The organism is Pseudomonas sp. 34 E 7, assembly GCF_900005715.1.
GTDB classification, from domain to species: Bacteria; Pseudomonadota; Gammaproteobacteria; order Pseudomonadales; family Pseudomonadaceae; genus Aquipseudomonas; species Aquipseudomonas orientalis_A.
In genome coordinates this window covers 22275-41090 of the sequence record NZ_CVTX01000134.1, presented here as the reverse complement: position 1 = coordinate 41090, position 18816 = coordinate 22275, and the positions used below count along the sequence as shown (strand labels likewise).

General features: G+C 60.2%; 17 protein-coding genes. 9 read left to right on the top strand and 8 right to left on the bottom strand.

Features of this window, described 5'->3' with window-relative positions:
- Positions 1–30: 30 nt before the first annotated feature.
- Together BFP96_RS12235 and punC are read right to left on the bottom strand one after the other, a co-directional pair.
- The gene (locus BFP96_RS12235) at positions 31–1533 is read right to left on the bottom strand and encodes a nucleobase:cation symporter-2 family protein (protein ID WP_065936283.1); all 1503 of its coding nucleotides are present in this window, start codon (positions 1531–1533) and stop codon (positions 31–33) included.
- Positions 1534–1794: 261 nt separating this feature from the next.
- The gene (punC, locus tag BFP96_RS12230) at positions 1795–2979 is read right to left on the bottom strand and encodes a purine nucleoside transporter PunC (protein ID WP_065936282.1); all 1185 of its coding nucleotides are present in this window, start codon (positions 2977–2979) and stop codon (positions 1795–1797) included.
- Between the two features lie 122 nt (positions 2980–3101).
- Between punC and punR the strand changes: the two genes are divergently transcribed.
- Complete coding sequence (gene punR, locus BFP96_RS12225; RefSeq protein ID WP_065896636.1) at positions 3102–4010, top strand: DNA-binding transcriptional activator PunR; 909 nt, start codon at positions 3102–3104, stop codon at positions 4008–4010.
- 168 nt (positions 4011–4178) lie between these two features.
- Here the strand turns inward: punR and BFP96_RS12220 are convergent, their stop codons facing one another.
- Complete coding sequence (locus tag BFP96_RS12220) at positions 4179–5348, bottom strand: aspartate aminotransferase family protein (RefSeq protein ID WP_065936281.1); 1170 nt, start codon at positions 5346–5348, stop codon at positions 4179–4181.
- 101 nt (positions 5349–5449) lie between these two features.
- Between BFP96_RS12220 and BFP96_RS12215 the strand changes: the two genes are divergently transcribed.
- Positions 5450–6355, top strand: coding sequence for a LysR family transcriptional regulator (locus BFP96_RS12215; RefSeq protein WP_065936280.1), 906 nt, complete (start codon positions 5450–5452; stop codon positions 6353–6355).
- Here BFP96_RS12215 and BFP96_RS12210 read toward each other — a convergent pair.
- A complete protein-coding gene (locus BFP96_RS12210) occupies positions 6352–6975 on the bottom strand; it encodes an HAD family hydrolase (RefSeq protein WP_065936279.1) in 624 nt (207 codons plus the stop codon). The genes BFP96_RS12215 and BFP96_RS12210 overlap by 4 nt on opposite strands.
- 207 nt (positions 6976–7182) lie before the next feature.
- Between BFP96_RS12210 and BFP96_RS12205 the strand changes: the two genes are divergently transcribed.
- Positions 7183–8385: an anthrax toxin-like adenylyl cyclase domain-containing protein gene (locus BFP96_RS12205; RefSeq protein ID WP_083216628.1), complete on the top strand. Its 1203-nt coding sequence runs from the start codon at positions 7183–7185 to the stop codon at positions 8383–8385.
- A gap of 36 nt (positions 8386–8421) precedes the next feature.
- Here BFP96_RS12205 and fabV read toward each other — a convergent pair whose 3' ends face one another.
- The gene (gene fabV / locus BFP96_RS12200; RefSeq protein WP_065886389.1) at positions 8422–9615 is read right to left on the bottom strand and encodes an enoyl-ACP reductase FabV; all 1194 of its coding nucleotides are present in this window, start codon (positions 9613–9615) and stop codon (positions 8422–8424) included.
- Positions 9616–9878: 263 nt separating this feature from the next.
- Here fabV and BFP96_RS12195 point away from each other — a divergent pair, with 263 nt between their 5' ends.
- The 4 genes from BFP96_RS12195 to BFP96_RS12180 all read left to right on the top strand — a co-directional run bounded on the left by BFP96_RS12195 (position 9879) and on the right by BFP96_RS12180 (position 13043).
- Positions 9879–10703, top strand: a complete 825-nt coding sequence (locus BFP96_RS12195; RefSeq protein ID WP_065886388.1) for an aspartyl/asparaginyl beta-hydroxylase domain-containing protein — start codon at positions 9879–9881, stop codon at positions 10701–10703.
- Positions 10704–10852: 149 nt separating this feature from the next.
- A complete protein-coding gene (gene ppnN, locus BFP96_RS12190) occupies positions 10853–12226 on the top strand; it encodes a nucleotide 5'-monophosphate nucleosidase PpnN (protein WP_065893559.1) in 1374 nt (457 codons plus the stop codon).
- Between the two features lie 167 nt (positions 12227–12393).
- Positions 12394–12651: an AbrB/MazE/SpoVT family DNA-binding domain-containing protein gene (locus tag BFP96_RS12185; RefSeq protein WP_065893558.1), complete on the top strand. Its 258-nt coding sequence runs from the start codon at positions 12394–12396 to the stop codon at positions 12649–12651.
- On the top strand, positions 12648–13043 hold the full coding sequence (locus tag BFP96_RS12180; RefSeq protein ID WP_065893557.1) for a PIN domain-containing protein: 396 nt from the start codon (positions 12648–12650) through the stop codon (positions 13041–13043). Before BFP96_RS12185 ends, BFP96_RS12180 begins: the two co-directional genes overlap by 4 nt.
- Positions 13044–13170: 127 nt before the next feature.
- Here the strand turns inward: BFP96_RS12180 and BFP96_RS12175 are convergent, their stop codons facing one another.
- On the bottom strand, positions 13171–13500 hold the full coding sequence (locus BFP96_RS12175; protein WP_065886379.1) for a YXWGXW repeat-containing protein: 330 nt from the start codon (positions 13498–13500) through the stop codon (positions 13171–13173).
- 132 nt (positions 13501–13632) lie between these two features.
- Positions 13633–14532 (bottom strand): DMT family transporter, encoded by a 900-nt coding sequence (locus BFP96_RS12170; RefSeq protein WP_065936278.1) that lies wholly within the window; start codon positions 14530–14532, stop codon positions 13633–13635.
- A gap of 99 nt (positions 14533–14631) precedes the next feature.
- Between BFP96_RS12170 and BFP96_RS12165 the strand changes: the two genes are divergently transcribed.
- Positions 14632–15468, top strand: coding sequence for a LysR family transcriptional regulator (locus tag BFP96_RS12165; RefSeq protein WP_065936277.1), 837 nt, complete (start codon positions 14632–14634; stop codon positions 15466–15468).
- A 63-nt stretch (positions 15469–15531) separates the two neighbouring features.
- On the opposite strand, the gene mqo is transcribed toward BFP96_RS12165, so the two are convergent.
- On the bottom strand, positions 15532–17178 hold the full coding sequence (gene mqo / locus BFP96_RS12160; RefSeq protein ID WP_065886373.1) for a malate dehydrogenase (quinone): 1647 nt from the start codon (positions 17176–17178) through the stop codon (positions 15532–15534).
- A 425-nt stretch (positions 17179–17603) separates the two neighbouring features.
- On the opposite strand from mqo, the gene BFP96_RS12155 reads away from it, so the two are divergent.
- The gene (locus BFP96_RS12155) at positions 17604–18791 is read left to right on the top strand and encodes an MFS transporter (protein ID WP_065936276.1); all 1188 of its coding nucleotides are present in this window, start codon (positions 17604–17606) and stop codon (positions 18789–18791) included.
- Positions 18792–18816: the final 25 nt, after the last annotated feature.

Genomic DNA, 18816 nt, shown 5'->3' with positions numbered 1-18816 from the left:
CGCCATCGGGGGCAAGCCCCCCTCCCACATTTAGACCTTGCTGGTTTCAGCCTTCACTGTTCTCTTCGGCATATCCGCCACCAGTGGAATCTCCTTGCCTTCGGCATCGAACAGCTTGCCGCCCCGGTAGTAATCACCATCGCGCAATGCCGCCACGTCGCGAAAGCACAAACTGCGCTCAGTCCCCGCCACGAATACCGACTGCTGGTCGGAGTTACCGGCGGTGAAGTGGTTGAACGTCAGGTTGAGCAAGATCGCCATGATCGCCGACGAGCTGATGCCCGAATGGAAAATGGTCGCGAACCAGCTGGGAAACTGGTCGTAGAAGCTGGGCGCGGCGATAGGAATCATGCCGAAACCGATACTCGTGGCGACGATGATCAGGTTCATGTTGTTGCGGTAATCCACCTTGGACAATGTGCGAATACCGCTGGCCGCCACCGTGCCGAACAACACAATGCCGGCACCGCCAAGTACCGAGGTAGGCACTGCGGCAATCACCCGGCCCATGAACGGCAGCAGGCCAAGCACCACCAGGAACACGCCGCCGGTTGCCACCACAAACCGGCTTTTCACCCCGGTCACCGCCACCAGGCCGACGTTCTGGGCGAACGCACTCTGCGTGAATGAACCGAAGATCGGCGCGAACAGGCTCGACAGCATGTCGGCGCGCAGGCCGTTGCCCAGGCGTTTGGAGTCGACCTTGGTGTCGATGATCTCGCCCACCGCTAAAATGTCCGCCGAGGTTTCCACCAGCGTCACCATCACCACAATGCACATGGAAATGATCGCCGCCACATGAAAGGTCGGCATGCCGAAATGGAACGGCGTGGGAAAGCCGAACATGGGCCCCTGGGTCACGCCGGAGAAGTCGGCCATGCCCAGGAACACCGCGATCACCGTGCCGATCACCATCGCCAGCAGAATCGACAGGCGCGAGATGGTCGCGCTGCCGATTTTGCTCAGCAGCAACACCAGCACCAATGTCAACGCAGCCAGGCCGATATTCGACATGCTGCCGAAATCCGCCGCGCGGCTGTTGCCGCCCATGGCCCAGCGCGCCGCCACGGGCATCAGGGTCAGGCCGATGGTGGTAATGACGATACCGGTCACCAGCGGCGGGAAAAACCGGGTAATGCGCGAGAACACCGGGGTGATCAACAACCCAATCAACGACGCGGCCATCACCGCGCCGAGAATCGCCGGCACGCCCCCTGCCCCGTCGCTGCCAACGATCGCCACCATGGTCGCCACACCGGCGAACGACACGCCCTGCACCAGCGGCAACTGGCAGCCGAAGAACGGCAAGCCAAGGGTTTGCAGCAACGTGGCCAAGCCACCGGCAAACAACGACGCGGCGATCAACAGGCCGATATCCGCCGGCGACAACCCGGCCGCCTGGCCGACGATCAATGGTACGGCAACGATGCCACCATACATGGTGAGCACATGCTGCAGGCCGTAGGCCATGTTGGCGGCGACCCCCAGATTTTCATCTTCGGGCCGCTGCGGTGACGCCTTCGGGATAGTCATGGTGAGCGCATCTCTGTTTTTGTTGTGCGCTCACTGTATGCAATGTTGAGACTGTATGTCCATAGAGTTGTATACAATCATTCGGACAAGATAGTCTGCCGAGGCGTTACAAAAACAATCCGGCCGTCATGAGCCAGAACGCGTTCAAGCTGAAGAAACTCAATCCAAATGTGGGAGGGGGCTTGCCCCCGATAGCAGTGGATCAGCCAGCACATTTGGCGCTGATATACCGCAATCGGGGGCAAGCCCCCTCCCACATTTTTACTTCAGATCAGTTGCCAGCTCAGAGCACTGCGCCTTCGGCCGCGCCAGCCAGTAACCCAGCACCGCCAACGGTGCGGTCGCCAGCATCACAATCACCGTGATCAACAGCGCCTGCTCGATCATTGATGACACCAACAGACTGGCGAGAAAACACAAGCCCAATTGCAGGGTGTTTTGCAGAGCGGCTGCTTTACCGGAATTTTCCGAAAACGGCATCAGCGCATTCGCCACCACGATCGGGTAGCTGGCCCCGTTGCACAGCGCCATCAGGCAGAAAGGAATCAGCAAGGTGGTGAGGGTCGGCACTGTCAACGTTGCAACCAGGTACAACGCCACCATGCTCAGGCAATAGAAAGCGAGCAACCACGGTAGCAAGGTTTTGCCCGGCAAGCGCTGCAAGGCGCTGCGGCAACTGTAGCCGCCGACGAGAAAGGCCAGGGTGGGCAGCACGTAACTGAGGCCGATGTCACTCGGGGTGTAGCCCATGCCACCGAGGATGAAGGGCGAAGCGGTCAGCCAGGCAAAGAAACTGGCGGAGCAGGCGGCAAATATCATGACGTTGCCGGTAAATACCCGTGAAGTGAGCAGCTGTGCATAGCCCAGGCGCACGGGGTGGCGCGTTTGACGCTTCGGTGCGGCGCGCAGGAACACTGTCGGCAACAGCAGAAGCAGCGACACACCCAGCAACACGCCAAAAATCGCCTGCCAGCCAAAGTGATTCAACACCATCGCGCCCAACAACGGCGCCAACGCCGGCGACAGCGACATCAGCGGCATGATGCTGGCGAACACGCGGTGAGCCTTGTCCGCCGGGTAACGATCAATCACCAGCGCTTGCCAACTCACGGCGGCAGAGCACACACCGATCGCCTGCATAAAGCGCAATGCCCAGAGCTGCGGCGCCGTCTGCACCCAGAACATACCCAGGCACCCAATCACAAACAGGCTCAACCCCATGAGCAGGACCGGCTTGCGCCCGAGCCGGTCGGACAGTGGCCCCCACAGCAACTGCCCCAGCGCAAAACCGGCAAGGAAAATGCTCAAGCTGGCGCCCACGGCCCCCGCGCCAATCTGCAACTGCTCGCCCATGGCGCCAAACGCCGGCAAATACATGTCCATGGCGAGATAACCGAGCATGCTCAGCCCCGCCAGATACCACGTGAAACCAAAAGAATTTTTCATTGAAGCCTTGTCGATCCTGCCATCAAACTATTTGCTGACTGGCGCCCATTATGAAGCTGGCAGTTTTCCTGTGAAGTGATAATAATTGAATAGTCTTATCAATAATTTTGAAGGCAACTGCCATGTGGTCCGAATACTCCCTGGATGTGGTCGATGCCGTCGCACGCCACGGCAGTTTCAGCGCCGCCGCCCAGGAACTGCATCGCGTGCCGTCGGCCATCAGTTACACGGTGCGCCAGCTCGAAGAGTGGCTGGCCGTGCCGCTGTTTGTACGGCGCCACCGTGACGTGGAACTGACGCCCGCCGGCCGCCTGTTTATCGACGAAGCCCGCGGGGTGATGAAAAAAATGCTCGGCACCCGCCGCCTGTGCCAGCAAGTGGCCAATGGCTGGAGCGGCCAATTGAAGGTGGCGGTGGATTCCATCGTCAAGCCGCACCGCTGTCGGCAACTGGTGCTGGACTTCTATCGACAGTTTCCCGACGTGGAATTACTGCTGGAGTACGAGGTGTACAACGGCGTGTGGGATGCGCTGGCGGACGAGCGCACCGACATTGTGATCGGCGCCACCAGCGCGGTGCCGGTGGCCAGCCACTTCAGCTTTCGTGACATGGGCTTGTTGAACTGGTTGTGCGTGGTCAGCGCCAAACATCCCCTGGCAGCGGTCAGCGGCCTGCTCAGTGACGATCAACTGCGCCCCTTTGCCTCACTGTGCATGACCGACACCTCGCGCAACCTGCCCAAGCGGGACACCTGGACCCTGGATAACCAGCGCCGCCTAGTGGTGCCCAACTGGTCCTCGGCGCTCGATTGCCTGCGCGACGGTTTGTGCGTCGGCATGGCCCCGGCGCATCAGGTGCTGCCGTGGGTCGAGCGCGGCGAGCTGGTGGCGCTGCAACTGCACCGCCCCTTCCCGGCCAGCCCATCCTGCGTGGCCTGGGCGCAGAACAAACTGTCGCCGGCCATGGCGTGGTTGCTGGAGTACCTGGGGGATACCGAGACCCTGAATCAGGAGTGGTTGAATGGAATCTGAAAAGCGGCACAGAATTCTGAGGGAGGGGAGCGCCTAGCTCTTGCTCGCGAGAAACTTACCGGCACCGCGTTCATTCAGAAAGCACGCGTTATCGTTGACGTTTTTCGCGAGCAAGCTCGCTCCTACAGACGGTATTAAGGCTGCCCCCTCCCACATTTTGATTGCCTTTCAATCCAGCAGTCGGGTGATGGCTCGTACGATCATCTCCACTTCCTTGCTGTGCAACGTCAGCGGCGGCAACAGGCGAATGATCTTGCCCCGCGTGACGTTGATCAACAGCCCGTGCTCCTGGGCGGCACGGTGTGCAAGGTCGCGATAAGGGCTGGCCAGTTCAATCCCGATCATCAGGCCTTTGCCACGAATCGCCCGCACTTGCGGGTGCCCATCCAACTCAATGCGCAAGCGATCCAGCAAGTGTTCGCCCTGGCGAGCAGCGTTCTGCAACAAGCCTTGCTCATGAATAATATCCAGCACGGTGCAAGCGACACGGCACGCCAGCGGGTTGCCGCCAAAGGTGCTGCCATGGCTGCCCGGCGTGAACAATTCGGCGACGCCGGCGCGGGCCAGGCAGGCGCCGATCGGTATGCCGTTGCCGAGGCCTTTGGCCAGGGTCATCACGTCGGGGACAATGCCCTCGTGCTGAAAGGCAAACCAGGCCCCCGTACGGCCAATGCCGGTCTGTATTTCATCGAGCATCATCAGCCAGCCGTGGCGCGTGCAGTGATCACGCAGCGCTTTCAGATAGCCGGGCGGTGCCGGTAATACACCGCTTTCGCCCTGGATCGGCTCCAGCAGCACGGCGGCGATACGCGCGCCACAGTGTTGGGTGATACGTTCCAGTGCGTCCAGATCGCCAAAACCCACCTTCAGAAAATCCCCCGGCAAACGTTGAAACCCAAGGCGTACCGACGGCCCGTCGCTGGCGGCCATGGTGCCCAGCGTGCGCCCGTGGAAAGCGTTCTCCATCACCACCACCAGGGGTTGCTCAATGCCTTTTTTCCAGCCATGCAGTCGTGCCAGTTTCAGCGCTGCTTCATTGGCTTCAGCGCCTGAATTGTTGAAGAACGCGCGGTCCAGCCCGGACAGCTGGGTCAGGCGCCTGGCCAGACGCTGTTGCCAGTCAATGCTATAGAGGTTGGAGGTGTGCAACAGCAGGCCGGCCTGCTCGCTGATGGCCGTCACCAGCCGTGGGTGGGAATGGCCGACATTGGTCACGGCCACGCCCGCAACCGCGTCCAGGTATTCGCGGCCATGCTGATCCCACAGACGGGTGCCCAAACCACGGGTGAAACTCAGGGCCAGGGGTTGATAGGTGCTCATCAGGCAGGCGGCAGTCATGGGGCGGGCTCCAGTGCATCATTGCGGTGTTTAAGTATCGTTAGCCACCACAGCTGGATAAACTGCGAATTACTGCAATTACTTTAAACCAGGACTTGATAATGGATCTGTTCCAAGCCATGTCGGTGTACGTGAAAGTCGTCGAGACCGGCAGCATGACCGCTGCCGCGCACGAGTGCGGGATGTCGACCACCATGGTCGGCAACCATCTGCGGGCGCTGGAGCAACGACTGGGCGTCAGTTTGCTCAAACGCACCACCCGCAAACAGAACCTTACCGAATTTGGCGGGCAGTATTATCAGCGCTGTCTGGAAGTGCTGGGGCTGGTGGCCGACTCCGAGCTGCTGGCGGAGCAGATTCACAGCGAAGCCCCCAAAGGCAGCCTGCGTATCACCGCCCCGCCCGTGTTCGGCACCGAACGTCTCGTGCCGGCCTTGAGCGAGTTTTCCCAGCGCTACCCGCTGATCGACCTGTACGTGGTGCTGAGCAATGAGCGGATGGACCTGGTCGACAGCGGCTTCGACGTGGCGATCCGTCTCGGCGAACTGGAAACCTCCAGCGTGATCGCCAGGCCCCTGCAGGCCTACACCCTCACCCTCTGCGCGTCCCCTGCGTACCTGGCGCGGCGTGGCACGCCGCAGACTCCGGCTGACCTGCAGCAACACGACTGCCTGGCCTTCGCCTACCCTGCGACCGACAACTGGCGCGACACCGACAAACTGTGGCGCATGACCGGGGACGCGGGCGAGGTAGAGGTGCCGGTGGCCGGCTCATTGACCATCAACAGCTCCCAGGGCTTGCGCCAGGCGGCGGTAAACAGCATGGGCATCATCATGCTGGCGGATGCCCTGGTGCAACCGGACCTGGAGAGCGGCAATCTGGTCGCCTTGCTGACCGGCTACAAACTGCCCAGCCGGCCCATGCACCTGCTGTATCGCCAGGACCGTTATCGCCTGCCCAAGCTGCGGGCCTTCGTCGATTTTGTCATGGAGAAGTGGGCGCGCTAGAACGCCACGCCCCGTTCACGCAGATGCGCGGCGGTGCGCTCGGCCGACACATGGTGGATGCCCTGCCAGCCAAGGGCGATGGCCGCGTCGACATTGCCGGCGACATCATCAATGAACACCACCTCATTGGGCTGGATGTCCGGCAGATGGGCACGGATCCGCGCAAGACTGGCCTGGTAGATCGCCGGGTCCGGCTTGATCAGTTTCAATTGGCCGGAGACGACGATATCGCGGAACAATTGCAGGAGCGGGTAGCGTTCAAGGGCATAGGGAAAGGTTTGCGCCGACCAGTTGGTCAGCCCGAACAACGGCATATTGGCGTGATGCAACGCGGTGAGAATCGCAACCCCTTCCGGCAACGCACCACGCAACATTTCGTGCCAGCGCGCGTAATAAGCCTCGATCAAGGCCCGGTGTTCAGGATGTTGGGCAATCAGGCTGCGGGTGCCTTCAGCCAGGCTTCGGCCGGCATCCTGCTCGGTGTTCCAGGCCTGGGTGCAGATATTCTCGAGAAACCATCGCCGTTCCTGCTCGTCGGCAATCAGCTTGCGATACAGATGCTGCGGGCTCCAGTCAAACAACACGCCACCGAAATCAAACACTACCGCACGGATCGTCATGGGTTTGCTCTCGTTTGCACAATGAGTGGGGCAGTCTGGCATGCGCAGGACCCGCAGCAGAAGGCAAGCACGCGTAGGATCGTTCTGAAAATTCACCAAACCTCTGCGTAAGGAGCCAATCTCTTTTACTGTCAGCCCTATCAAGGAGAACAGTGACTGAACGGAATCATCCCGCACTGCCGCTAGACGTGACGTAGAGGTATTCCGATGAAAACCAGGACTCTCAGTGTTACATCACCCTCCGCACTCAGCATGGAAGCCTTGCACCGCAAACAGTCCCTTCAGAAAAACGCAGGTGCCGGAGAATCCGACAGCCTGCACACCCCCCTGATCGAGCGGGTAAAAGAGCAAACAGGAATAGTTTCAAGCCACCTTGAACCCTTGCAACAGATCGCGGCGACCACCAACTCCATCATCGGCATACGCCCAGTCGAGTCCGTGGCTACCGGACTGATAGAAGCCGGACACCCCACCAAGGATTTTCACATCAAGGGCAAAAGTGCCAACTGGGGGCCGCAGGCCGGTCTGATCTGTATCGACCAGGCCTTCAGCAAGCTGGAGGGCACGCCGGAAAAAGTCGCTGGCGCCAACGTGCAGATCCTGGATTGTGTCGCGCAAGGCCATGCAGTCCCGATCCCGCTGAAACTCTCGCGCGGCCGCCTTAACGAATTGGTGAAGCTGGGCGCTATCACTGAGCTGTCTGCAAAAGACGCCAACGGTACGCTGCACCTCAGCGCCCAAGGGCCGAGCGGGCAACGCTATACGTTTCAAGCCCGTTGCGCTTCGCCCGCCGCCGACACCTATCTGATCACCCACCAGGACAAGCCGCTTGAAGTGCTGGCCAAGCAGGCAGAGGGCAAGCCTTTGACCGCCGACTACGATCTGCATATGGTCGCGCCGCACCTGAGTGACTTCGGGGCCCAGGATAAGCTCCCCGTATCGGGTGTCGCGCACAGCGTGTTCAAGGAACGAATCAGTGGGTACAAAAAGGTACCGCAAGAACTGCACGCGGACTTTAAAAGCGCGGACAGTTTCTATCAGAAAGAAGATCCCCATCTCGGCAATGCAACTGCGCGACTGCAGCAGATGATAAACATCATCAACCGCAAACTGGTGGGTGATGCGGAGCCAGTGGTTCACCACAGTGCGGATTCAGGCAACCCGTTCACGGACGTGAGCGCAAATTACCCGGTGACCTTTTTCCTGCCGGCGAAACTGGGCAGATTCGATGAAATCAGCATCATCTGTAACGCTCGGGAAATGGCCGAATTCATTAACACCGCCAAGGACAGCGGCTATCATTTGCCGTTGAATCCACTCTGGGAGAAAGAAGTGGTCGAGGTGCGACGGCCTGACTTCATCCGCGCGCAAAACCTTATTCAACTCAAACTCGGGCGAACAGCAGCCTGATCACTTTGTGATCCAGGCCGCTGCCAATCACATCATTTACGCCTGGACCAGACCGTTGATCTTGACGGTCGGGTTCACGTCCGCGTCGTAGTCCACGCCATCGACTTCAAAACCGAACAAGCGCAGGAACTCAGCCTTGTAGCCGGCAAAATCGCTGATCTCGTTGACGTTGTCGTCGGTGACCTGGTTCCACAGCGCCGCCACGGCGTCCTGGACCTTTGGCTCCAACTCGGCCAGGTCGGCACGCAGGCGACCGTCGGCATCCAGCTTTGGCTCGCTGCCGTAGAGGCTGTCCTTGAACAGGCCATAGACCTGCTCGATGCAGCCTTCGTGAGTGCCCTGCTCTTTCATGACCTTGAACAGCAGCGACAGGTACAGCGGCATGATCGGGATTGCCGAGCTTGCCTGGGTGACCACGGCCTTGAGCACCGACACACGGGCGTCGCCCTTGAGTGCAGCGAGGTTTTCGCGCAGGGTCAGGACTTTCTTGTCCAGGTCCTTCTTGGCTTCGCCGATGGAACCGTTCCAGTAGATGTCCTGGGTCAGCTTTTCGCCGAGGTAAGTGAACGCGGTGGTCTTGGCGCCTTCGGCCAGTACGTCGGCGTCGCGCAGGGCATCGATCCACAGCTGCCAGTCTTCGCCGCCCATCACTTTCACGGTGCCGTCGATTTCCTCCTGGGTCGCCGGTTCCAGCGTCGTGTCGACCACCACGCCCTTGTCGGTGTTGATCCCACGCAGGGTCACAGCCTTGCCGATCGGCTTGAGGGTGGAGGTGTGCACCACGCCTTGCGGGTCGGTACGGCGTGGCGCGGCCAGGCTGTAGACCACCAGGTCGATCTTGCCCAGGTCTTTCTTGATGGTGTCGATGGTCAGGCGCTTGATCTCGTCGGAGAACGCGTCGCCGTTGATGCTCTTGGCGTACAGGCCCTTTTGCACGGCAAACTTCTCGAACGCCGCGCTGTTGTACCAGCCGGCGGAGCTCAGCTTGCCTTCTTCGCCTTCTTTCTCAAAAAACACGCCCAGGGTGTCGGCGCCGCAGCCAAACGCAGCACTGATGCGCGCGGCCAGGCCGTAGCCGGTGGAAGCACCGAGGACCAGCACCTTCTTGGGGCCGCCTTCGATTACGCCGTTTTGGGTGACGTACTCAATCTGCTCCTTGACGTTCGCTTCACAGCCAACAGGGTGAGCGGTCACACAGATAAAGCCACGAACCCGCGGTTTGATGATCATAAAAATTCTGCCTCTTCCAAGGTGCCGAAGGCCAATGGTGGCCATTCAACTTCAATCGTACCGGTCTATGACGCCTGAAAAACCGAAGCGTCACGATAGACGCAAATCTTCCGTTCTCAAAATTCAATCCACCCACCCTGACGACCGTTACAAACTGTGCACCGCGTTAACACTTTTCGAACTATTTAAAACGCCCAAGCACGGCAGAAACCCCTATCATGACGATATTGTTTCATTATGTTTCAAGTTTGGAGCCAGGTTTCATGAGCAAAAATGCTGTCGGCAAAAAGCTGGTGTCCCTCGCCTGGGTCGTCGGCGTTCTGCTGCTGATCTACTGTTTCCCGCGTATCTGCCTGGTGTTTCTGCTGCTGGTGCTGTTCTGCGGTGTTTATGATTTTTTGCGCAACGGCCTCTACGACCGCGGCACCATCAAGAAATATTTCGTCGGAAACGGCCGCAATACCTGGGTGCTGGCACCGTTCAACACCCTGCTCGACCTGTTGAGCAAACGCAACCGGCATGTCTACACGATGCAAGACCTGCCGCCGGCCTGGCGCGAAGACCTGCAACAGGTCATTAACGACGCCATGGCCCGCAAGGAAGAAATCATCGGTTACCTGGACGCACGCATGGCCGAGAAGAAACGCGGCATGCTGTTTTTCCAGTGGTACGGCCGCCCCATCGAAACCGCCTTGGACATCCCGCAACTGCGCAAAAAACTGCCATTCGTGAAGACCATCGGCGTGTCGGTGTTCAACGAGAACCGCTCGACATCGTTCCACTTCGGCCCCCTGCGCATGATGTTCCGCGTGCTCTACAACATGGCGCCGGCGCCGCACCACGAAGGCGTGTATATCCAGGTGGGCAAGCACAAGCACTATTGGCACGACGACCCATTGTTTATCTTCGATGACACGCTGATGCATGCGTCTTTCAACAAGAACGATGCAAAACGTTACTGCCTGTTCATTGATATCGTGCGGCCAACCCGGGTGCCCTCCGTGCTTAACGCCGTGATCGCCGGTTTTGCCGGCCTGGTATTTACCCTGCGTCGAGTTTTCTACAAAAACTGGAAGCTGATCCAGTAAGTTCTGCGGCATGATGGTGCTGGACGGTGTTTGCGCTCGGCCTTGCGCCTGAGGTAAATAACCGTCTCGTGCGACCGTATACGGCGCCCATCATTCTCAAGCCACCGCGCCTGTCGTGGATGCGGTGGCTGTGCTTTCAAGGAATCAGAATGCCCCAACGTCAAGTCATCAACGCCGCCGTCAGCCCCAAGGGCAGCCTCGAAACCCTGTCACAACGTGAAGTCCAGCAACTGAGTGAAGCCGGCAGCGGCAGCGTCTACGCCCTGTTTCGCCAGTGCGCCCTGGCGATCCTCAACACCGGCGCGCATATCGACAACGCCAAGACCATCCTTGATGCCTACAAAGACTTTGAAGTGCGCATCCACCAGCAAGACCGCGGCGTACGCCTGGAACTGCTTAACGCGCCCGCCGACGCCTTCGTCGATGGCGAGATGATCGCCAGCACGCGCGAAATGCTGTTCAGCGCCTTGCGTGACATCGTCTACACCGAGAATGAGCTGGACAGCCAGCGCATCGACCTGAGCAACTCCCAGGGCATCACTGACTACGTGTTCCACCTGCTGCGCAACGCCCGTACGCTGCGCGCGGGTGTCGAGCCCAAGATCGTGGTGTGCTGGGGTGGCCACTCGATCAACACCGAAGAATACAAATACACCAAGAAAGTCGGGCACGAGCTGGGCCTGCGCAGCCTTGACGTATGCACCGGCTGCGGCCCCGGCGTGATGAAAGGGCCGATGAAAGGCGCGACCATTTCCCACGCCAAACAACGCATCACCGGTGGCCGCTACCTGGGCCTGACCGAGCCGGGCATCATCGCTGCCGAAGCGCCCAACCCGATCGTCAACGAGCTGGTGATCCTGCCGGACATCGAGAAACGCCTGGAAGCCTTCGTGCGTGTCGGCCACGGCGTCATCATCTTCCCCGGCGGCGCCGGCACCGCTGAGGAATTCCTCTACCTGCTGGGCATCCTGATGCACCCGGACAACCGCGACCTGCCGTTCCCGGTGGTGCTGACCGGGCCCAAGCATGCGGCCCCTTACCTGGAACAACTGCACGCGTTCGTCGGGGCTACCCTCGGCGAAGCGGCGCAGAAACATTACCAGATCATCATCGACGATCCGGCCGAAGTCGCGCGCCAGATGACGCTGGGCCTCAAGGCCGTGAAGCAGTTCCGACGCGAGCGCAACGACGCGTTCCACTTCAACTGGCTGTTGAAGATCGACGAAGGTTTCCAGCGCCCCTTCGACCCGACCCACGAAAACATGGCCAGCCTGCAACTGAGCCATGCGCTGCCGCCCCATGAACTGGCGGCCAACCTGCGTCGCGCGTTTTCGGGGATCGTGGCAGGTAACGTGAAGGACAAGGGCATTCGCCTGATCGAAGAAAACGGGCCGTACGAGATTCACGGTGACCCGGCGATCATGAAACCGCTGGACGAGCTGCTTAAAGCGTTTGTCGCCCAGCACCGCATGAAGCTGCCGGGCGGCGCGGCGTATGTGCCGTGCTATCGCGTGGTGCAGTGAGCGGGCGCGGTCGGTCATAGTTTGTATCGGTTTGGCCCATGGCCAAAGGTGTGGGGATTGAGAGTCCGAGCTAGGGTTTGAGGACGACTCACCACACCTGCGAGCCACCTATGGACCAACGGATATTGTCCTCCATCATTCCTTACCCTAAGGTAAGGAATATCACGATGGAGAGCTTCACTATGGCGACCGCCACACTGACTTCAAAAGGGCAAATCACCATCCCCGTCCAGGTGAGGACAGCCCTCGGCCTGGAAACAGGCGACCGGGTGGAATTCGTCGAAATGGAAGACGGCAAGTTTTCCATGATCGCCGCCAGTAAAACCGTCACCGACCTCAAGGGACTGATCAGCAAGCCTGCCACTGCTGTGTCCATCGAGGACATGAACCAGGCCATCGCGGCCCGGGGAGCAAACGCCGGATGATCGGCCTGGATACCAACGTGCTGGTGCGCTACGTCACCCAGGACGATCCCATGCAGTCAGCCAAGGCGTCCAGATTGATAGAATCACTCACCGCTACATCACCGGGTTTTGTCAGCCTGGTGACCGTTGTGGAGTTGGTGTGGGTCCTGCAGTCCTGCTATGCGTCGGCCAAAAGCGATGTGGTGATGGTGCTGGAAACCCTGCTGCACACTCGCGAGCTCACGGTTGAGCGCGCCGATATCATCTGGCAAGCCCTGCGCAAGTTCGTGGCGAACACGGCAGACTTTGCCGACTGCCTGATCGAACGCTGCGCCCATGCGGCGGGTTGCGAATACACCGCCACCTTCGACCTCAATGCGGTCAAGGCGACGGGTATGAAACGTATCGGCTAGGCCGTCTTTTGCAGGAGCGAGCTTGCTCGCGAAAAACACCAACGATTACGCGAACATTCAGGTAGCACGCGGCGCCTGTGGCTTTTTCGCGAGCAAGCTCGCTCCTACGACAGGAGAGGACGCTCGGTCAACGAATCCAGCCACCGACCTGCCAGTGATACCCGTCATTGCGCTGTACCCAATGCGGATGTACATAGCGATAACCCTCGCGCACCGGCTCCCAGTGGCCGTGCACCGCCACATAGCGCCCGCCTTGCCAGCGCCAGTAACCGCGTGACCAGATATAACCTTCGCGTACGGGTGGTTCGACTTCGATCACCTGTACGGGCGGCGGCTGCGGTGCAACAACTTCTACATACTCATGTTGTACCGGTCTGCGCTCATGCACGACACGCTCTTGCACACACCCGGATGCTGCGACGACTACCGCCGCCATTGCCGCATAACGTAGCAACATACAAAACCCTCGGGCCTAATCGCCCCGCATCTGTATCAGTAAGAAATCCCCCTTTGTTGCAACCAGGCCTCCTGCTTGGGCATGGTTTATTTTTAACAGGAGATGTCTGTCAGATTGCTGAACCCACCGGCCTCAAGACGTGCACTCGACGGTCGGTCGCTTCAGGCGCAATAAAACCAGCCCGGCAATGACCACGACGATGCCGGCGTAGGTCGAGGCATGAATCCTGTCGCCGAACATCAACGCCGCCCATACGAGGGTGACCGGAGGCTCCAGGTAAACCAACGCGGCAACTTGGGTGGCCGTCATCACACGCAGCAGCTGCCACAGGCTCAAGTAAGCGGCAAAGGTGGAAAACACCGTCAACCACACAATCGAAACCAGTACGTCGGTGTCATGGGGAATGCTCAAGGTATCGGTGTACAGCACAGCGCCGGTGAAACCGATCAGGCTCAGCAGCGATTGGATAAACAGCGGTATGAGCAAACCGACATTCTCGCTCTGCACCGAACGACGTTCGTACAGCGTCGCCAGGGTCAGCCCCAGCGCCGAGACGAGCGGCAGCCCATACATCGCCAGGCCTACCTCGGTTGCGCTATTGCTGTACTGCCCGGCGATCACAATTGCCACGCCGGCAAAGCTGATCACGAGGCCCACCCATTGCCAGCCACCGCTGCGCTCGGTGGCGCTGCCCGTCGACAATGCTGCGGTCATCAACGGCTGCATCGCCGCGATGATTGCCGCAATGCCTGGCGGCAAACCGTTCTGGATCGCCACATAGAGGCAGCTCAGATACAGAAACTGCGACAGGCAACCGATCACCGCGTAGTGGCGGATCTGCGCCCATGAAACCTTCAACAGCCTGACGTTCAGGAACAGCCCCAGGCACAGCGATACCAACAGGAATCGCCAGAACAGCAGGTTGAATGCACCTCCTTCCTGGGTGCCGAGCTTGGCGCCGATATAGCCCGAACTCCATGACAGGACAAACGCACCTTGCAACAGCACCAGTCCCAGAGTTGATCGCTTCATGCGGCCCTCCAGCCTTAGTCGATTGACTTCGAGGCTAGGGGCAGGAGACTCTTCTGTATATTTGAATAACTCGCACCATCAATCCGTAAAAGTCGAACCATGGCCAAACAGCTGAATATCGATCTACTGCGTACCTTCCATGCCGTCGCGCGCTTTGGTCGCTTCAACGAAGCGGCCGAACATGTGCACCGTAGCGCTTCCACCGTAACCACGCAGATTCAGAAACTGGAAGACCAGGTCGGCCAGCGCCTGTTCAGCCGCAGCAACCAGGGCGTGGAGCTGACGCTGTACGGCAGAAAACTGCTGGACGAAACCAGCGAATTTCTCAAAAGCCACGACCGCCTTCTGATCGCCCTGATGCCCCAGCGCATGCAGGGCAAGATCCGCCTGGGCGTGCCCGACACTTACGCGCCCGCCTTCGTCCAGGCATTTGTGCCACGACTGATCGCCGACAATCCGCTGCTGGAGCTGGAAATCGAAGCGCGCACCAGTGGCGAACTCCTGAATCTGTTCACGGCAAACCAACTGGACCTGGCAATCACCGTCAGCGCACGGCCGTTGGCACAGGGTGAGCGCCTGGGCTCGGTGCAACCGCTATGGGTGGCAGCCGAGCGGTTCAGTTCTCCGCCAAACGCGCCGCTGCCCATCACCGTGCCCATCGCTGGTTGCCCGTATCGAGCGGCGGCGTTACAGGCGCTGAAAGATCACGGGGTTTACCATCGCGTACTGCTGGAAAGCCCCAACTCATCGGCAGTAGAGGCTTGCGTGCGCAGCGGCGTGGCCGTGGGCCTGATGGAGGAAAGCCGCATGGGCGAAGGGCTGAGACACATCACGCAACTGCCGGCCCTCCCCGCCCAGCATCTGTATCTGCTGTGCGACACCGCTAATGCACTGGCGCTGCATCTGTACGAGCAAGTCAGGCACTTCAGGGTCTGAACGCCGCACACAAAAAAGCCCGCTGACCGTCACCGGTTCAGCGGGCTTTTGCTTAAGCCTTACTTACAGCGCCAGATCAGACGCCGGCTTGCTCGGCTCAGCCGCAGGCTTGGCAGCCTCGGTGGCCTGTGGAGCAGCCAGTTGCGGGATCGCTGGCGGTGGCGTCAGTTGCAGCACACCGGCCGTGTAGGCCCATTCCTTGGCGACCGCTTCAGGGCTTTCGTTCAGCTTGGTGCCGTAGCTTGGCACGATCTGGTGCAGTTTTTCCTGCCAGGCCGGGCTTGCTACCTTGTCCTTGAAGACTTTTTGCAGCACGGTCAGCATGATCGGCGCTGCGGTCGACGCGCCTGGCGAGGCACCCAACAGGCCGGCAATGGAGTTGTCGGCGGAGCTGACCACTTCGGTACCGAGTTTCAGCACGCCGCCCTGCTCTTCGTCACGCTTGATGATCTGCACACGCTGGCCGGCTTGCCACAGGCGCCAGTCGGACTGCTTGGCGTTCGGGAAGTATTCCTGCAGCGCCTTGAAGCGGTCGTCATCGGACAGCATCAGTTGGCCGGCGAGGTACTCGACCAGCGGGTATTCACGAATACCGACCTTGGTCATCGGCCAGATGTTGTGGGTGGTGGTGCTGGTCAGCAGGTCCAGGTACGAGCCTTCCTTGAGGAACTTGGTCGAGAAGGTGGCGAATGGGCCAAACAGAATCACGCGCTTGCCATCCAGCACGCGGGTGTCCAGGTGCGGAACCGACATCGGTGGCGAACCCACCGAAGCCTTGCCGTAGGCCTTGGCCAGGTGCTGCTCGGCGACGGTTGGGTTATCGGTCACCAGGAACGAGCCGCCAACCGGGAAGCCGGCGTATTCCTTGGCTTCAGGAATGCCCGACTTTTGCAGCAGGTGCAGGGCACCGCCGCCGGCGCCGATGAACACGAACTTGGCGTCGGTTTCAGTCTTGGTGCCGTCTTTGAGGTTTTTGTAGCTCACACGCCACGAACCGTCGTCGTTGCGGGTGATGTCCTGCACTTCGCTCGACAGTTTCAGGTCGAACTTGGGGGTGGTTTGCAGGTGGGCAACGAACTGGCGGGTGATTTCGCCAAAGTTCACGTCGGTGCCGATCGGGCTCCAGGTGGCCGCGATTTTCTGGTTGGGGTCACGCCCTTCCATCATCAGCGGGACCCACTTGGCGATCTGCGCCGGGTCTTCGGAGTACTGCATGCCGGCGAACAGCGGGCTCGCCTTCAGCGCTTCGTAACGTTTTTTCAGGAACTTGATGTTGTCATCGCCCCACACAAAGCTCATGTGCGGTGTGGAGTTGATGAACGAACGCGGGTTCTTCAACACGCCCTGCTGGACCTGCCAGGACCAGAACTGACGGGAGATCTGGAACGCTTCGTTGATCTCGACCGCTTTAGGGATCTCAACGTTGCCGTTCTTGTCTTCCGGGGTGTAGTTCAGCTCGGCCAAGGCCGAGTGACCGGTACCGGCGTTGTTCCAGCCGTTGGAGCTTTCTTCGGCCACGCCATCGAGGCGCTCGACCATCTCCATCGACCAGTCCGGTTCCAGCTCATTGAGCCAGACACCCAGGGTCGCACTCATGATGCCGCCGCCGATCAGCAGCACATCGACTTTCTTTGCCTCTTCCGCGTGAACGGACGTGATCCCCATCGACAAAGCCAGCCCCAGCAGGGCAGTGTTTACTTTTTTAAACATCAGTAGCACCTATGATAAAACGCCATCCGCCCCACCGCCCCTGATTGTTCAAGGCTGCAGGGTGGGCACACAAGGCCGATGGATCGACCTCACTGTTATGTCCCTTCTGCGCTGACTTCTTATCATTATTGGCTTCAGCTACCTGGGCGACAACCAACCGCTGGGACGTATACGGGTGTACGCACCAAGGAAAGCCTAGACCAGGACGGCGCGCAGAATATCACGCCAAACAGCGTTTATGCGCCGTTTGGCCGATTGACACCGCTAAATCGCAGCTTTTATCGCGCCAGTGTCAAGACTGCCAACCGCGACCTGGGGTCACAGGGCCGGAACTCTCGTGCTTGCGGCTGTTCTAGACACCTTCACAGTCGCCTGCGTAGCATCGGCGATTGTCTTTCGTGCACCTCATCCAAACAGAGCGATCCATGTCTATCCAGCAAACAACCGGGCACCTGTTGCCCGCGCGCAGCGCCGCCAAAATGGAAGCCGCGATGGCCGTGGGCGCGTTCGCCATCGGCACCGGCGAATTCGCCATCATGGGCCTGATGCCCGACATCGCCCAGAACCTGGGCTTGAGCGAACCGCAAGTCGGCCACGCCATCAGCGCCTACGCCCTCGGCGTGATGGTCGGCGCCCCACTGCTGGCCATCCTCGGCGCCAAGCTGCTGCGCAAACACATGCTGCTGTTGCTGATGGGCCTCTACGCCCTGGGCAACTTCGCCACCGCCTTCACCCCCACCTTCGGCTCGCTGGTGGCCTTCCGCTTTATCAGCGGCCTGCCCCACGGCGCCTACTTCGGCATCGCCGCCGTGGTCGCCTCCAGCATGGTGCCCACCGACAAACGCGCCGGCGCCGTGGCCCGCGTGATGATGGGCCTGACCCTGGCCATGCTGCTGGGCAACCCCATCGCCACCTTCCTCGGCCAACACCTGGGCTGGCGCTCGGCGTTCGCCCTGGTCAGCGTGATCGCCCTGCTCACCATCGCCCTGGTCTGGCAATTCGTGCCCCACCGCCACGACGAACAACGCAGCGACCCACGCAAAGAACTGCGCGCCTTCACCAAACCCCAAGTCTGGATGGCCCTGTCTATCGGCGCGATCGGCTTTGCCGGGATGTTCTGCGTATTCAGCTACCTGGCGCCGACCATGCTCGAAGTGACCAAAGTGTCGCCGCAGTGGATTCCGTTCGGCCTGGCAGCATTTGGCGTGGGCGGCATCATCGGCAACATTGCCGGCGGCAAACTGTTTGATCGCCTGCAGTTTCGGGCAGTGGGTTGGATCATGGTGTGGTCGATGGCCGTGCTGATTTTCTTTACCTTCGCTGCCGCCTCACTGTGGAGCGTACTGCTGGGCATCGGCCTGGTCGGCACCATGATCGCCATGGCCGCGCCGCTGCAAATCCGCCTGATGGACATCGCCCACGAAGCCCCAAGCCTCGCGGCGGCGTCCAACCATGCGGCGTTCAACCTGGCGAACGCGCTGGGCCCGTGGTTCGGAGGGATGGCGATTACGGCAGGCCTGGGCTGGACCAGCACCGGCTACATCGGCGCGGTAACGGCCCTCATCGGCCTGGGCCTCTACCTCATCGCCCGTCGCATGAAGGGCGGCAACTAACGCCGCCGATTTTGCGCCGATCACA